The following is a 16,698-nucleotide window of genomic DNA, read 5'->3' as shown; positions in this document are numbered from 1 at the left end:
CCTTACTGGACTCCCCTCACTGGGGTTCGCCGCCTTACGGGGTGAGTCCGGCCTCGTCACAGGCGGGCCGGAGCTTCGGGGTGCAGATCTCGTCGATCGTGTACACGCCGTCCTTGACGAGGGTCTGCTCGATGTTGTCGACCGTCACAGCGATCGGGGTGAGCAGGACGGCCGGGATGTCATCGTCGGTGGGGGTGTCCACCGTCGTCGTGGTGAGGGAGCCGACGTCGTTGCCGCGCCCCAGGGCGATGGCCATGGCGGCGGCCGAGTCGGCCTCCGCCGTGAAGGGCTTGTACACGGTCATGTACTGCTCCCCCTTGACGATGCGGCGCACGGCATTGAGGTCGGCGTCCTGGCCGGTCACGGGAGGCAGCGGGGTGACCCGGGCGCTCTTGAGCGCGGAGATCACGCCGGTGGCGATGGTGTCGTTGGCCGCCAGGACGCCGTCGATCCGCTGCGGGCCCAGGGCGGAGATGGCGGCGGACATGTTGTCGTGGGCGTTCTCCGCTCGCCACCCCAGGGTGGTGTACGACTTGCCGATCTTCACCTTGTTCTCGAGGACGGACATCGCCCCGTCGCGGTACCAAGCCGCGTTGGGGCTGGCCGGATCGCCGTTCAGCATGACGATCTGGCCCTCCTTCGCCTTGTCGCCCATGGCCCTGAGGAGAGCCTCGCCCTGGAGCCGGCCGACCTGCGCACCGTCGAAGCTGACAAAGCTCGAGATCGGGCCCTCGGCGAGCCGGTCGTAGGAGACGACCGGGACACCCTCATCGCGTGCGTCTTGGATCGAGGAGCGCAGCGCCTTGGTGTCGGCGGCGTCGACGATCAGGACCTCGACTCCTTTGGTGATCATGGAGTTCATCTGTTGCCGCTGGTTTGCCGCGTCGTTCTCGGCGTTGGCGTACTCCAGACGGCAGTCGGGGCACAGTTCCTTCACCCTCTTCTCGATCAGGGGCTTGTCGGAGTGCTCCCAACGAGGGACCGCACGGCTCGGAAGCAGCAGGCCGACGGTGAAGCCGCCATCGCTCGCCCCGCTCCCGCCGTTGTCTCCGCAGCCGGCCAGGGAGACGGCCATGAGCCCCGCGACGGTGGCGGCGACTGCGTTCCACGTACGGGTCCTGCGGGTCCTGCGGGTCCTGCGGGTCCCAAGGGTCTTATGGGTCTTACGGGTCTTACGAGTGCTCTGGGTCCTCATGTCAGACCCCCTTGTTCTGTCCGGGGCCCGGCCTCCGCGAGACCGCGGTCGATGGGTGGCACGATGATCTCGCTCCACACCTGCTTGCCCGCGCCGACCGGCACGGAGCCCCAGGACGCCGACATCGCCTCGACCAGGAGGAGGCCCCGGCCGCCGGTCGACTCCCAGTCCACGATCACCGGCTTGGCGGGCGCACGGGGCGAGGAATCGGTCACGGCGACCCGCACCCGGTCCGCGGCGAGGATGAGGTCGACGCGGACCGCGCCCTGGGTGTGCACCAGGGCGTTGGTGACCAGTTCGGAGACGACCAGCAGCACGGTGTCGGCCGCGTCCGCGACCTGCCAGGAGCGCAGGGTGCGCGCGGTGAACCGGCGCGCGTGCATGACGGCGTCGGGCAGCCGCCACACCACCCAGCCGGCCCGTGTCGGCCGGACCTGCATCCCGTCGTACCGCAGCAGCAGCAGTGCCACGTCGTCCTCACGACGACCGTCGTCGCCGAGGATCGCGTCGGCCATCCGGCCGGGGTCCGTGGGATCGGCCGCGGAGAGCGCTTCGCGCGTGCGGCGCATGCCTTCGTCCAGATGCAGGGCGGCGGACTCGACCAGGCCATCGGTCACCATGGCGAGGACGGTGCCCGGCGCCAGCGCGACCGCGGTCATGGGGTACTCCGCGTCCGCGAGTATGCCCAGCGGGAGCCCGCCCTCGACCGGGACCTCCTCCGTGCTTCCGTCCGGATGCCGGGCCAGCGGCGAGAGGTGCCCGGCACGGACGAACCAGGCATTGCCCTCCTCCATGTCCAGCTCGACATAGCAGCAGGTGGCGAACAGGTCGGTCTCCATGCCGACCAGCAGACGGTTGGCACGCGAGACGACCACGTCGGGCGGATGACCCTCCACGGCGTAGGCCCTGACCGCGGTGCGCATCTGGCCCATGATGGTCGCGGCACCGGCGCTGTGCCCCTGCACATCGCCGATGACCAGTGCCACCCGCCCCTCGGAGAGGGCGATTACGTCGTACCAGTCACCGCCCACCTGCAGCCCGCGTTTGGCGGGCAGATAGCGGGCGGCGGCGATCCCGCCGGGCAGCTCGGGGAGACGGCGCGGCAGCAGACTGCGCTGCAGCATCGTGGCAAGCTCCTGCTCGGCGTCGTGCACGTGCGCGCGCATCAGGGCCTGCCCGACCAGTCCCGCGGTCGCCGTGAGCAGGGAGCGCTCTTCGGGTACGAACTCGTGCGGCTCGTCCCAGCCCACCAGGCACACCCCGGCGACCCGGCTCTTGGCCAGGAGCGGCAGGACGGCCAGCCCTCCCGGGCCGACGCCCGCGAGCCCGGGTTCGAGCGTGGCTTGTGCGGGCCACAGGCCCATGCGCCCCTCCCGCAGAGCCGACTGCAGCGTGGGCAGGGAGTCGACCGGTGCGTCGGGCCACTCCGAACGCCACTCGGCACGCCACGCTTCCGGCCAGGCACAGGGCTGCGGCGGATCCAGCACGGTGACCGTCAGCCGGTCTTCCTGCAACTCCGCGAGCGCCACCCGGTCGGCACCGAGGGGCTCGCGCAGGGCGGCGACGACCACCTGGCTGACATCACGGACCGTGGTGGCGTCGTCGAGCGCGGCGGTCAGCCACTGGATCTTGGAGACGTCATCGGCACTCTGCCGCAGCGCGGAGGCCGCGGTCATCACGCCCAGCACCTGCTCCGCCCCGTCGCCGGTGCCCTTCAGCACCCGGCAGCTCAGGCGCAGCCAGCGTTGCTCACCCGTGGGGCGGCGGATGCGGAACTCCAGTTCCCGGCGTTCGGATGCCTGCGTGGACGGCTCCACGACCGACATCAGCGCGGGCAGGTCCTCCGGGACGGTGTGCGCGAGCAGGGTGTCGACCTTGCCGTCGAAGTCGTCCGGGGCGATGCCGACCAGTTCGAGCACGACCGCGTCCGCCTCGATCAGACCGGTGTCCGGGACCAGGAGGAACGAGCCGACGCGCATCCTGAGCAGGGCGGGGCCCAGCAGCGGCGAGGGCGCGGACCCGTCGGCCCCGGCCTTGAACACGTCAGCGACCGCGTCGGCGTACCGCTCCAGGAAGCCCTGCTGCTCGGTTCCGAAGTCCTCCGCGGTGTCCCCCACGACGACGAGGCAGCCCAGCCGCCTGCCCTCCGCTCTGAGGGGCATGACACCGAGCGACACCCCGCGCCGCAGTGCCGCCGCCCCGCCCTCGTGGTACGAGGCGAGCGCCGTGGGACCCAGCCACAGGGGCCCGCCGGCCCGGAAGGCGTCGGCCATGGGGGAGCGACTGGACACGGGGCTGCGCTCCGGCAGCCCGTACCGGGCGGGGGCGTCTCCGGCCGTTTCGACCAGCCGAAGGTCTTCGCTCTCCTCGTCCGGCGCGTAGACCGCCGCCAGCGCCGCCCCGGCGAACGCCAGGATCCGCTCGCTCGCGGTGTCCTCAGGCGCCGGAGGAGGCGAGCCGGTCCCCTCCGCCCCTGCTCCGTATGTCCTCAGCCCCGAGAGTCCGGCCTGGGCACCGCCGTAGTGGGGCATGTCCGCATCTACCTCCTGTCCGTGCACCGGTGCCAACCGGTGGAGGCCCCCCGGAACACAGGCGGCGCCGACCCCGGCGCCGGTTCACGCCGCTCAGGAGGCGGGGCACCCCACACCAGAATCGCATACATGGACAAAGCCGACAGATGCATCAGGGATGGTTGTGCACTCGCACCCGCGTCAGGCGTTTACAGCGGTTGCCGTGCGCGCTAGCTTCACAAGAGGGAGGTGGGAGCGCTCCCATACGGGGTGGACCGGAACCCGCCCCCGGGGTTCGCTCCCGCCTCACACCTACGCGTACGCATCCATGCGTGCACATCACCTGCGCACGTTCCTTCAGGTCGTACACCAAGGAGCAATTGTCATGCACGTGACAAAAACGCGATTAGGGCTGCTGCCCGCACGTCACAGAGCCCTCCTCCTCGTCCTGCTCGCCCTCGTCACGACGATCCCGGCGCTCGGTCTGGTCGTCACGGCCGGAGGCGAGGCCCAGGCGCACGGCACGCCCATGAAGCCGGGCAGCCGCACCTTCCTGTGCTGGCAGGACGGACTGACCGACACCGGTGAGATCAAGCCCGTCAACCCGGCCTGCAAGGCGGCGCAGCAGGTCAGCGGCACAACGCCGTTCTACAACTGGTTCTCCGTACTCCGCTCGGACGGTGCCGGCCGTACCCGCGGCTTCGTGCCCGACGGCGAGCTGTGCAGCGGCGGCAACACCAACTTCTCCGGGTTCAACACGCCCAGCAAGGACTGGCCGCTCACCCACCTCACGTCGGGAGCGACCGTCGACTTCTCGTACAACGCGTGGGCGGCGCACCCGGGTTGGTTCTACGTGTACATCACCAAGGACGGCTTCGACCCGACCAAGACGCTCACCTGGAACGACATGGAGGACCGGCCGTTCCTGAGCGTCGACCACCCGCCGCTGAACGGCAGCCCGGGCACGGTCGAGGCCAACTACTCCTGGCGGGGCAAGCTCCCGGACAACAAGTCGGGCCGCCACATCGTCTACATGGTCTGGCAGCGCTCCGACAGCCAGGAGACCTTCTACTCCTGCTCGGACGTCGTCTTCGACGGCGGCAACGGCGAGGTGACCGGCGTCAAGGAGCCGGGCAACCCCACCGATCCCGTACCGGGCCAGTGCTCCGCGACCCGGCGCACCACGGGCAGCTGGTCCGGCGGCTACCAGTCCGAGGTGACCGTCACCAACACCGGAAACGTGCCGATGCTCGGCTGGATGGTCGACTGGAACCTGCCGAGCGGGCAGCGGCTCGACAGCCTCTGGAGCGGCACCGCGACCACCCAGGGGCAGAACGTGATGGTGCACAACGCGAACTGGAACGGCTCGCTGGAGCCAGGCCGGAGCACGACCTTCGGATACGTCGTCTCCGGCTCGGGAGGTGATCCGTCGACCAGCCTTGCGTGCAGGGTTGGCTGATCTTCGGGGACGGGTGCGGGTGGGCGGGGGAGGGTCTTCTTTCCCCAAGCCCACCCCTTCCCGAAACCGGGGGCTTCGCCCCCAGGCCCCCGCGGTCGTGTTTCGGCTGCGGGTTCGTTGTGGCTGGTCGCGCCCACGCGGCGGAGCCGCATGTGTCACGGCCCCGCGCCCCTCACGGGGCGCGGGGAACCTGCCTGCCTCAGGCCAGCAGCTCCACCTCCGCGAGCGTCGCCTCACCGTCGAGGACCAGGCGGTAGTGCCGGTACGTCCCCGGTGACCCGACCGAGAACGCCCGTGTCTGCTTGTCCCACGTGAAGGATTCACCGGAACGCCGGTCCAGGTCCTTCCACTCACCGCCGTCGGACGAGCCCTGCAGGATCCAGTCCTTGGGCGCCTTCGCGCGGTCGGACGAGGTCAGCGTGTACTGAACCGCCTTGGTGTCCTGGGTGGTTGGCAGTTCGACGGAAGCCGTGACTGCCGCGTCCGTCGCCGAGGTGTCGTCGAACAACGCTCCGTCGCCCTCGAGGGCATCGCCCCGCGGCGACGGCACCTTGTCGTCCTGAGTGATCGACACGGGCGCCGCGTTCTCCCCCGTGCCCCACGACGACGGCCTCGGCCCCATGTCGAACTCCAGGACCCCACCGCGGGCGATCAGCGCGTGCGGAAGCGAAGTGGACGTCCACGTACGGCCGTTGACCTTCACCCCCTGCACGTACACGTTCTTCGCACTGTTCTTCGGGGCCCTGACGACCAGCTCCTCGCCGTTCTCCAGGTGAACGGTCGCTTTGGTGAACAGCGGCGAGCCGATGGCGTACTCCCCGCTGCCCATCACCAGCGGATAGAAGCCGAGCGCCGAGAAGAGGTACCAGGCCGACTGCTCGCCGTTGTCCTCGTCGCCGTGATAGCCCTGGCCGATCTCGCTGCCGGTGTAGAGGCGGGAGAGCACCTCGCGTACGTTCTTCTGGGTCTTCCAGGGCTGACCGGCCGCGTCGTACATATAAGTGGCGTGGTGGGCCACCTGGTTGGAGTGGCCGTACATGCCCATCCGTACGTCACGGGCCTCGGTCATCTCATGGATGACGCCGGGGTACGAGCCGACGAACTCCGGCGAGGCCGTCTCGGGGGTGGCGAAGTACTCGTCGAGCTTCTCCGCGAGGCCCTGCCGTCCGCCGTACAGGTTGGCGAGGCCGCGCGAGTCCTGGGGAGCGGTGAAGGCGTACCCCCACCCGTTCGTTTCGGTGTAGTCGTAACCCCACACCCGTGGGTCGTACCGGGACGACTCGACCCGCCAGTCGCCCTTCTCGTCGCGGCCCTGGAAGAAACCGGCCTCGGGGTCGAAGAGCCGGACGTAGTCACGCGCGCGGTTGAGGAAGTACGCGGACTCCTCCTGGTAGCGCTTCTCGCCCGTCTTCTTGTAGAGCGCCTGGCCCATCCTCGCGATGCCGTAGTCGTTGAGGTAGCCCTCCAGCGCCCACGACAGGCCCTCGTCGGTGTCGGTGCTGGTGTAGCCGAGGAAGGGCGAGGTCGTCATGCCCTTGCGGCCGACGCCCGAGGACGGCGGGACGACGGTCGCGTTCTTCAGGGCCGCCTCGTAGGCCGACTTCGCGTCGAAGCCCACGCCCTTGACGTACGCGTCGGCGAACGCCACGTCCGACGAGGTGCCGGTCATCAGGTCCGCGTACCCGGGCGAGGACCAGCGCGAGGTCCAGCCGCCGTCCTTGTACTGCTGCACGAAACCGTCCACCATGTCGCCCGCCTGCCCCGGTGTGAGCAGCGAGTACGCCGGCCAGGTCGTCCGGTACGTGTCCCAGAAGCCGTTGTTGACGTACACCTTGCCGTCGACGATCTTCGCTCCGGTGTGGGTCGGCGTGTCCGGTCCGGGCATCGGCGAGAACGGTGAGGCGTACTGGTACGTCGAACCCACCTTCTCGAAGCCGGAGTTGGGGTAGAGGTAGAGCCGGTAGAGGCTGGAGTACAGCGTCGTCAGCTGGTCCGGCGTCGCGCCCTCGACCTCGACCTTGCCGAGGATCCGGTCCCACTGCCGCTGGGCGCGTGACATGACCGTGTCGAAGGACGTGCCGTCCGGGATCTCCTGGCGGAGGTTGTCCTCGGCCTGGTCGACGCTGATGAGGGAGGTCGCCAGGCGCAGCGTGACCCGGCGGTCGGCGCCCGCGTCGAAGCGCAGATGGCCCTTGACTCCCGAGGAGCTCCCGTCGGTCACCGGCGCGTCGAAGACCCCGTACACGAACAGCCGGGTCGCGCCCGTCGACAGTCCGGACTTCACGTCCGAGTAACCGGTGACGACCCCGTTCTCCTTGTCCAGGGTCAGCCCGGCCTGGTCCGTGACGTTGTCGAAGAGCACGCTCGCGTCGTCACCGGGATAGGTGAAGCGAAGGGCCGCCGCGTGGTCCGTCGGCGCCATCTCCGCCTTGAGGCCGTTCTCGAACCGGACCCCGTAGTAGTACGGGCGCGCCGTCTCGTTCTCGTGCCGGAAGGCGAGCGCGCGGGCGGCGCGGCCGGTGTCCGGTGTGCCGGCCGCGGCCGACGGCATCACCTGGAAGGTCTGCCGGTCGCCCATCCAGGGGCTGGGCTCGTGACTCGCGCTGAACGCCTGGATGGTGGGCAGGTTGTCCGCGTCGTTCGCCCGCGCGTAGTCGTACAGCCAGCTGAGCGATCCCGCGTTGGTGACCGGCGTCCAGAAGTTGAAGCCGTGCGGTACGGCCGTCGCGGGGAAGTTGTTGCCGCGTGAGAAGCCGCTGCTGGAGTTGGTGCCGCGCGTGGTCGAGGCGTAGTCCGACAGGTGGGCCTTGGGTTTCTCGGGCTTCTTGACGCGCAGCGTGAGATCGTCGAGCCAGCCGCGGAACTTCGCGGGGCCCTTCGGGGAGTCGTATGCGACGAGGATCCGGTCGACGGTCCTGCCGGCCGCGACGGAGCCGATCCGCGAGACGACGTTGTTCCACTGGTTGACGTACAGGACCTTGGCGGCGCCCTGCCCCTGCGGCGTCAGCGCGAACCCGTGCTGGTCGGTGGCGCGCAGGTCACTCAGATGGGTGCCGTCCGTGAAGGCCAGGTCCACGGACACGTTCGTGGCGTCGTAGTCGCGGTCGGCGTCCGCCATCGCGGGGAAGATCCGGTACGCCAGCTCGGTGTTCCGTCCGACCCGGACGTTCACGTCGAAGATCTTGTTGTACGAGTAGGCGCGGCCGTCCGTCCGGTGCGTGCCCGCGTACCGCAGGGCCCGCTTGCCGGTGAAGCCCGCACGCGCCTTGGCGGTCGGGGAGCCGTTAGGCCCGCGGTCCACGAGCGAGAGCATGTCCCGGGGTGCGGGCTCCTCGCCGCCGCCGGTCGATAACTGCACGTCGGCCAGTTGCGTGGCGTCGGGGGCGCCGTTGTTCCGCGTGATGTCGAGCCGGAAGTGCTGGTACTCGGCCGGGGCGGCGAGGTCGTACGACTTTGTCTGGAATCGTTTGTCGAAGACCTCGCCCGAGCGGCTGTCGAGGGTCTTCCAGTCCTTGCCGTCCGTGGAGCCCCGCAGGGTCCAGTCCTTGGGATCGCGCTCGTCGTGGTCGTTGGCCGACGTCAGCGCGTAGGTGACGACCTTGACCGGAGCGTCCAGGTCGAACTCCACCCAGCCGGTGGGCGCGAAGGTCAGCCACTTGGTGCTCGGTTCACCGTCGACGAGGTTCTCCTTCACCTCGCCCGCGCCCGTGTGCTCACCACTCGCCCGGACGTCCGTGACGTGGTCGGTCACGTTGCCGGGGATGCCGCTGCTGTAGCCGCCGTCCACGCCCGACGATCGTTTTGTACCGTCAGGCGACGTATCGACTGTGTTGAGCCAGTCCGGTGCGGGATCGTCCGTCTCGAACGAGGAGGCGAACTCGCGGTCGGCGGCCGTCGCTTCGCCGGGCCGGGCGACGGCGGCGCCCTGCGAGGTCATCACCAGTGCGAAGGCGGTCGCTCCGAGGACCGCCGTGGAAGCCCATCTGTGCCGAGGTCTGTGCTGCATGCGCGAGCAGCCTCCCTGCGCGTGGACAACGTTGTCAAATTCGTTGCGCAAGGTTCAATAGGGGGTCAAGTTGCCGGTGATGTCAAGGTTGTCGAATGTGCCGTCCCGTGCATTCTCGGCCATTTTTTTGTCAGCGGAATGCGACGGGTGCGTGATATTTCCGGGAGGTCTCAACTCGGGAAAGATGATGGGGCGACCCGGCTCCCGATCTTGCTCCATGGACGGGAAGTGGACTATACCTGTCGGCGTCTGCTCGACCGTTCGAACAGGTCGTCAACAGACAGGGGCAGGGGGACACCGGAGGCGCGGCGCACGCCGACTGCCGCCATTCCCGCTGATCCTGGTGCTGAAATGTGCAAGACCTCCAGTCAAGTGCAAGACCAGCTTCACCACACCGCGGTGCCGGGGAGGGTCCGGTTCACCGCCTGAGTCCTGGAGAAGGCGAGGACTTGAGCATGGGATCCACTTCCGCCCACAGTGACCATGAGGGTGTCGGCCGCCGCGATCTGATCAAGCGGTCCGCCGCACTCGGCCTGATCGCCGTGCCCACCATGAGTTTCCTGTCCGCGTGCGCCAGCGGTGACAGTGGCAGCGACGAAAAGGTGGACAAGGGCAAGAAGAGCAAGGAGAACCCGCTCGCCGTCAACGAGAGCGCGCCGCTGGAGATCGTCATCTTCGACGGCGGTTTCGGCACGAAGTACGCCGAGGACGCCAAGGCGGTCTACGAGCAGAAGTTCCCGAAGTCGAAGGTCAAGTTCTCGTCGACGCAGAAGATCCAGTCGGTCCTGCAGCCGCGCTTCAACCAGGGCACCCCGCCGGACCTGATCGACAACTCCGGTGCCGAGCAGATGGACATGGGCGTCCTCGTTGGCAAGAAGCAGCTCGCCGACCTCACGCCGCTGCTGGACGCGCCGTCCGTCGACGACCCGAGCAAGAAGGTCCGGGACACTCTTCGCCCCGGCGTCGTCGAGATGGGCCAGTTCGACGGCGACCCGATCTGGATCATGTACTACGCGTACACCGTCTACGGCGTGTGGTACTCCCAGAAGGCGTTGGAGTCGCTTGACGCGACCTACCCGGAGACCTGGGACGACATGCTCGCGGTCTGCGCGAAGGCGAAGAAGAAGGGCATGGCGGGCTGGACGTACGCCGGTAAGCACCCGTACTACCTCCCCTTCTCGCTCTACCCGATGATCGCCAAGGTCGGCGGCCGAGAGGTCCTCGACGCGATCGACAACCTGGAGCCGAACGCCTGGAAGCACCCCGCGGTCAAGACCTGCTTCGAGGCGTACTACGAGCTCTTCAAGAAGGGCTACATCCTCAAGGGCACCCCGGGCCTGGACCACATCCAGTCCCAGACCGCCTGGACAGAGGGCAAGGCGCTCTTCATCCCCAACGGTTCGTGGGTGGAGAACGAAGCGGCGAAGACCATGCCGAAGGACTTCGCCTGCACGGTGTCGGCGCCGTCAGGTATCGACAGCTCGGACAAGATGCCCTTCGGCACCATCTGGGCGTCCGGCGGCGAGCCCTTCGTCGTCCCCGCCAAGGCCAAGAACCCCGACGGCGGCATGGAGCAGCTGCGCATCATGCTCAGCGAGGCCTCGTCGAAGAACTTCACCAAGTCCGTCAAGTCGCTGACCGCGCTCGACGGCGGCACCGACGGCATCGAGCTGACTCCGGGTCTGACGTCCGCGATCGCCGCCCTCGAGAAGGCCGGCGACAACGTGGTCAACCCGCGCATCCAGGACTGGTACGTGGCGCTGCAGAAGGAGAAGATCGGCGTCGGCGGCCTCGGCGAGATGATGGCGGGGCGGCTCACCCCGGCCGAGGCCATCAAGAAGATCCAGGGCTACGCCGACGAAGCCGCCAAGGACGACACCATCAAGCACTACAAGCACCAGTGAGCGCGGCCTGGGGCCCCGGGCCGGGACCCGGGGCCCCAGGCTCTCGATGTGCGGCGCCGGTGTCGGCAGCGCCCGCCAGAAGATGGGGTCCGAAGGAATGCAACACGGCAAATACCGTTTCATCGTGGGGTTCTTGGCGGCACCCCTGGCCATTTACGTCCTCTTCGTGATCTGGCCTTTCATCCAGTCCATCTACTATTCGTTCACGGACTGGAGCGGTCTGAGCCCCGAGTTCAAAATGGTGGGCTTCAAGAACTTCACGAGGCTGCTCGACGACGAGGTCTTCTGGAAGTCCTTCCAGCACAGTGTGATGTTCGTCGTGTTGCTGCCGCTGGTGACGCTGACGCTGGCGCTGTTCTTCGCCTTCATGCTGAATGTCGGCGGACGGCGCCGGAAGAACGCCGCGATCGCGGGCGTCCGCGGCTCCTCCTTCTACAAGGTCGTCTATTTCTTCCCGCAGGTACTGTCGATCGCGATCGTCGCCCTGCTGTTCCAGTTCGCCTACAACCCCAATAGCGGCGCGCTCAACTCCGCGCTGAAGGCGGTGGGCCTGGACAACGTCCAGCCCGACTGGCTCGGCGATCCCGACCTCGCCCTGTGGTGTGTTTTCGCGGTTCTCGTCTGGTGCACCGTCGGATTCTTCGTGGTGCTGTTCTCCGCCGGAATGGCCTCCATTCCCAAGGACTACTACGAGGCCGCGCTGCTCGACGGCGCGAACCGCATCACCACGTTCTTCAGGATCACCCTGCCGCTGCTCTGGGACACGGTGCAGTCCGGCTGGGCCTATATGGGCATCCTGGCGCTCGGCGCGGAGTCGTTCGCGGTCGTGCAGATCATGACGGTGGGGCCGAACGGCGGGGGCCCCGACTATTCGACGACGGTCCTGCCGCTGTACGTCTACCAGAAGGCGTTCCGCGACGGTCAGGCCGCCTACGCGACGACGATCGGTGTCGCCCTGCTCATCCTGACGCTGCTGTTCGTGGCGGTCGTGATGAGGCTGGGCCGGCGCGAGCGGCTGGAGTACTGATGCGGACGGAGCTGACCGGGCTGACCGGGCGGACCGAGGCGACCGAGCTGACTGAGACGACCGAGCTGACCGAGTCGCGAGGAGGACACGAGTGAAGACGACCGACACGCCTCCCGCCGACGCCACCGAGGAGCCGCCACCCGTCACCAAGACGACGGGCGCGCCCGCGCCGCGGGAGAAGTCCGCCGAGGGCAGGACCCTCAATGTCTTCTCGCACGGCATGCTCATCCTCTGGGCGTTCATGGTCGTGATGCCGCTGCTGTGGGCGGTGATGACCTCGTTCAAGAGGGACCGGGACATCTTCAGCTCGCCGTGGGCGCTGCCCGACACGCTGCACTTCGACAACTGGTCGCGCGCCTGGACCGAGGCGCACATGAGCGACTACTTCCTCAATACGGTGATCGTGGTGGGCTTCTCGCTCGTCGGCACCATGCTGCTGGGCTCCATGGCGGCGTACGTCCTCGCGCGCTTCGACTTCCCCGGGAACCGCTTCATCTACTTCCTCTTCATCGGAGGAATGAGCTTCCCGATCATCCTGGCGCTGGTCCCGCTGTTCTACGTCATGCAGAACCTCTCGCTGCTGAACACGCTGCCCGGGCTGATCCTGGTCTACATCGCGTACTCGCTGCCGTTCACGGTGTTCTTCATGACGGCCTTCTTCCGTACGCTGCCGACCTCGGTGGCCGAGGCGGCCTTCGTGGACGGCGCCTCGCACACCAGGACGTTCTTCCAGGTGATGCTGCCGATGGCCAAGCCCGGTCTGATCAGCATCAGCATCTTCAACTTCCTGGGCCAGTGGAACCAGTACATGCTGCCGACGGTCCTCAACACCGAACCCGACGGCAAGGTGCTCACCCAGGGCCTCGTCCAACTGGCCGTCAGCCAGGGCTACAAGGGCGACTGGTCCGGCCTCTTCGCCGGCCTCGTGATGGCGATGCTGCCGGTACTCGCCGCCTACATCGTCTTCCAGCGCCAGGTCGTACAGGGCCTGACGGCGGGCGCCCTGAAGTAGCCCCGCACAGCGAATCCGCGACCACCGCGCCGTCGGCACACGGGGATCGTCGGCGTCGTCACCCTGGGCTGGTTCGTCCGGCGGCAACCCCGCCTCGAACACCCGCTGATCGACTTCCGACTCTTCCGCGACCGGGTGTTCACGATCGCGGCCATCACCGGGCTTCTGCCTCTGGCCGCATGGTCGGCAGTGGCCTACCTCGGCGGCATCTACCTCCAGTCCGTCCTCGGACTGACCGTCCTGGACGCGGCTCTCGTCGCGCTCCCCGGCGCCGCTGTGCTCACCGTCACCTGCATCGTCACACCGGCACTGGTCGCGCGTACCGGCGCACGAGCAGCGCTCATCACCTGCCACTCCTTCATCGCCGCAGGTCTGCTCCTGCTGTTGCCCACCAGCGTCTCCGGCGGGATCGGTTGGTACATCGCATCCACCGTCGTCGCCGGCATCGGCTACGGCATCTCCTTCAGCGTTGTCGCCGACACCGCCGTCGCCGCGGTTCGACACTCCGGATCCCCGGCCTCGTACCCGGGGTGATCGGCGACGCGCAGACCGCCTTCGTCGCCGGTCTGCACGCTACTGCCGTCATCGCAGGCATCCTCCACTGCGCACTCGGAGCCATCGCCCTGCGCTGGATACCCAGAACGTTCCTCAGCACGGGCGACGTCGGCACGGAGCCCCTGGCCCAGGACGCCGACGCAGAAAGCAGCGTGCGATGACCCATGCCGACTCCCCGCGCGGTAACGGGACAGCGTGCCCGGCCCCAGCACATGGCGGACGTGCGCACAGGACTGCGCGCCGCGCCGCCCGCTCCAGGCCGCAGCCGCGCTGTCGCGTTTGGCCACGACGAGGAGGTCAGACCGTTCGCGCGGGCGTACTTTCGTTCACGGCCGAGAAGCGCGCCGCGGGGCTTTCGGGGCCGATCCTCGTTCGGGTGGGCCGGTTGCTCCAGATCAGCTCAACCTCTTGACGGGAGGCGACCGCAACGGCTCAGCTTAGAGTTCACTAGTTGGACATAGGCGGGGCCTCGCCGCGGCGGCCCCGTACGCAGGAGGTCGTCGTGGAGACTCCGGGCTCTCAGTCATCGCTGCACCGAGCAAATCTCGAACGGGTTGTCCGTGCGGTGCGCCTCGCCGGATCGCTCACGCAGGCGGAGATCGCCAGGACGACGGGCCTGTCCGCCGCGACGGTCTCCAATATCGTCCGGGAACTCAAGGACGGCGGAACGGTCGAGGTCACGCCCACGTCGGCCGGCGGCCGCCGGGCCCGCAGCGTCAGCCTGAGCGGCGACGCCGGCATCGTGATAGGGGTCGACTTCGGGCACACCCATTTGCGCGTCGCAATCGGAAACCTCGCGCATCAGGTGCTCGCCGAGGAGTCCGAGCCGCTGGACGTGGACGCCTCCGCCGCGCAGGGCCTCGACCGGGCCGAACAGCTGGTCAGCCGGCTGATCCTGGCCACCGGTGTCGACCGTGCCAAGATCGCGGGCGTGGGCCTCGGCGTACCGGGCCCGATCGACGTGGAGTCCGGAACGCTCGGCTCGACAGCCATCCTGCCGGGCTGGACCGGTACCAAGCCCGCCGAGGAGCTGCGGGCGCGGCTCGGCGTGCCGGTGCACGTGGACAACGACGCCAACCTCGGTGCCCTCGGCGAGCTGGTCTGGGGCAGCGGCCGGGGGGTCAAGGACCTCGCGTACATCAAGGTGGCAAGCGGTGTCGGCGCCGGCCTGGTGATCAACGGCCGGATCTACCGCGGCCCGGGTGGCACTGCGGGAGAAATCGGGCATATTACTCTTGATGAGTCCGGCCCCGTCTGCCGCTGCGGAAACCGGGGCTGTCTGGAGACCTTCGCGGCCGCGCGCTATGTGCTGCCGCTCCTCCAGTCCAGCCACGGCACGGATCTGACGATGGAAGCTGTCGTGCGGCTGGCGCGGGACGGGGACCCTGGCTGCCGTCGCGTGATCGCCGACGTCGGCCGACACATCGGCAGTGGAGTCGCCAACCTTTGTAATTTGCTCAACCCGAGCCGGGTGGTCCTCGGCGGTGATCTCGCGGAGGCCGGTGAGCTGGTGCTCGGGCCCATAAGGGAGTCGGTCGGCCGCTATGCCATTCCCAGTGCGGCGCGTCAGCTTTCCGTTCTTCCAGGGGCACTTGGCGGTCGGGCGGAGGTCCTCGGGGCACTCGCTCTCGCACTCAGCGAGATGGGAGATTCGACCCTTTTGGACGGAACCCTTTCGGTGACCGCACCTGCCTTCACTTAGAGAACGGATGGCACCGTTGCCATCTCGTTAAGGATTTACTTCTTGACGTCGCACATTGGGCCGAGTTGACTTCCAGCCACCTCGGCCGCACTGTCGCGGCCTTGTCAGGGAGGTTTCTGAAGTGAACACGCGTATGCGTCGTGCCGCCATTTCCGTCGCGGCAGGGGCGATGGCTGCCTCGCTCGCGGCCTGCGGGAGCGCCGCGGAGTCCGGCGGCGACAGCGACGAGACCGCGAGCAAGGGCGACGCGATCAAGGTCGGTCTGCTCCTTCCGGAGAACCAGACCGCGCGTTACGAGAAGTTCGACAAGCCCCTGATCGAGAAGAAGGTCAAGGAGCTCACGAACAACAAGGGCGAGGTCGTCTACGCCAACGCCAAGCAGGACGCCACCACCCAGAACCAGCAGGTCGACACGATGATCACCAACAAGGTGGACGTGCTGATCGTGGACGCGGTGGACTCCAAGGCCATCGAGAACTCCGTCAAGAAGGCCAAGGACGCGGGCATCCCCGTCGTCGCGTACGACCGCCTCGCCCAGGGGCCCATCGACGGCTACACCTCGTTCGACAACGAAGAGGTCGGCCGCGTCCAGGGCAAGGCGCTCCTGGACGCCCTCGGCGACAAGGCCACGCCCTCCGCCAAGATCGTCATGATGAACGGCGCGATCACCGACCCCAACGCCGCCTTCTTCAAGAAGGGCGCCCTGTCCCAGCTCCAGGGCAAGGTCGACATCGCGAAGTCGTACGACACCAAGGAGTGGAAGCCGGAGAACGCCAACTCCAACATGGAAGGCGCGATCTCCGCGATCGGCAAGAACAACATCGTCGGTGTCTACTCCGCCAACGACGGCATGGCGGGCGGCATCATCACCGCCCTGAAGGCCGCCGGCGTCTCCCCGCTCCCGCCGGTCACCGGCCAGGACGCCGAACTCGCCGGCGTGCAGCGCATCGTGGCGGGTGAGCAGTACATGAGCGTGTACAAGCCCTACCCGCAGGAGGCGGACATCGCGGCGGAGATGGCCGTCGCGCTCGCCAAGGGCGAGAAGCTCGACTCCATCGCCAAGGAAGATGTCGACAGCCCGACCGAAAAGGGCATCCCCTCGGTCCTCGTGCCCGTTGTCTCGCTGACCAAGGACAACATCAACGAGACGGTCATCAAGGACGGCATCTACACGGTCGACGAGATCTGCACGCCCAAGTTCAAGGCCGACTGCGACAAGATCGGCCTCAAGTAAGTACCGCAAGTCCCTTTCTACGTACGGGAATTCGTCCTTGAATTCCCGTACGGGACTCGCGTACTCGAAGCCCCTCCGGCGCCCCGCACACAAC

The 16,698-nt window shown here is 67.9% G+C and carries 9 protein-coding genes and 1 pseudogene; 7 read left to right on the top strand and 3 right to left on the bottom strand.

The genetic code is table 11. The annotated features are described in order from the left end of the window. Positions 1 to 34: 34 nt before the first annotated feature. Together FE633_RS27895 and FE633_RS27890 are read right to left on the bottom strand one after the other, a co-directional pair. Entirely contained in the window at positions 35 to 1,075 is a 1,041-nt protein-coding gene (locus FE633_RS27895; protein ID WP_138047986.1) for a sugar ABC transporter substrate-binding protein, read from the bottom strand. 116 nt (positions 1,076 to 1,191) lie between these two features. Next, on the bottom strand, positions 1,192 to 3,726 hold the full coding sequence (locus FE633_RS27890; RefSeq protein WP_138047947.1) for a SpoIIE family protein phosphatase: 2,535 nt from the start codon (positions 3,724 to 3,726) through the stop codon (positions 1,192 to 1,194). Positions 3,727 to 4,090: 364 nt separating this feature from the next. Between FE633_RS27890 and FE633_RS27885 the strand changes: the two genes are divergently transcribed. Then, positions 4,091 to 5,164 carry a lytic polysaccharide monooxygenase auxiliary activity family 9 protein gene (locus FE633_RS27885; RefSeq protein WP_138047946.1) on the top strand — a complete coding sequence of 358 codons (1,074 nt, stop codon included), beginning with the start codon at positions 4,091 to 4,093 and terminating at the stop codon, positions 5,162 to 5,164. A gap of 199 nt (positions 5,165 to 5,363) precedes the next feature. Here the strand turns inward: FE633_RS27885 and FE633_RS27880 are convergent, their stop codons facing one another. Further along, positions 5,364 to 9,170 carry a GH92 family glycosyl hydrolase gene (locus FE633_RS27880; protein WP_138047945.1) on the bottom strand — a complete coding sequence of 1,269 codons (3,807 nt, stop codon included), beginning with the start codon at positions 9,168 to 9,170 and terminating at the stop codon, positions 5,364 to 5,366. Between the two features lie 455 nt (positions 9,171 to 9,625). Between FE633_RS27880 and ngcE the strand changes: the two genes are divergently transcribed. The 6 genes and pseudogenes from ngcE (at position 9,626) to FE633_RS27850 (ending at position 16,604) form a co-directional block, all read left to right on the top strand. After that, a complete protein-coding gene (ngcE, locus tag FE633_RS27875; RefSeq protein WP_138047944.1) occupies positions 9,626 to 11,074 on the top strand; it encodes an N-acetylglucosamine/diacetylchitobiose ABC transporter substrate-binding protein in 1,449 nt (482 codons plus the stop codon). Positions 11,075 to 11,171: 97 nt separating this feature from the next. Then, on the top strand, positions 11,172 to 12,101 hold the full coding sequence (locus tag FE633_RS27870) for a carbohydrate ABC transporter permease (protein WP_138047943.1): 930 nt from the start codon (positions 11,172 to 11,174) through the stop codon (positions 12,099 to 12,101). A 91-nt stretch (positions 12,102 to 12,192) separates the two neighbouring features. Next, the gene (locus tag FE633_RS27865) at positions 12,193 to 13,113 is read left to right on the top strand and encodes a carbohydrate ABC transporter permease (protein ID WP_138047942.1); all 921 of its coding nucleotides are present in this window, start codon (positions 12,193 to 12,195) and stop codon (positions 13,111 to 13,113) included. Positions 13,114 to 13,164: 51 nt separating this feature from the next. Then, positions 13,165 to 13,829: pseudogene (locus tag FE633_RS27860) on the top strand (MFS transporter); the annotation flags it as partial. A gap of 341 nt (positions 13,830 to 14,170) precedes the next feature. Continuing rightward, on the top strand, positions 14,171 to 15,370 hold the full coding sequence (locus FE633_RS27855) for an ROK family transcriptional regulator (protein WP_138047985.1): 1,200 nt from the start codon (positions 14,171 to 14,173) through the stop codon (positions 15,368 to 15,370). Between the two features lie 133 nt (positions 15,371 to 15,503). After that, positions 15,504 to 16,604: an ABC transporter substrate-binding protein gene (locus FE633_RS27850; protein ID WP_171060152.1), complete on the top strand. Its 1,101-nt coding sequence runs from the start codon at positions 15,504 to 15,506 to the stop codon at positions 16,602 to 16,604. The last annotated feature ends 94 nt before the right edge of the window (positions 16,605 to 16,698 follow it).

The organism is Streptomyces montanus (assembly GCF_005786655.1).
In the GTDB taxonomy this organism is placed as follows: domain Bacteria; phylum Actinomycetota; class Actinomycetes; order Streptomycetales; family Streptomycetaceae; genus Streptomyces; species Streptomyces sporangiiformans.
This window is presented reverse-complemented; position numbering and strand designations above follow the sequence as displayed.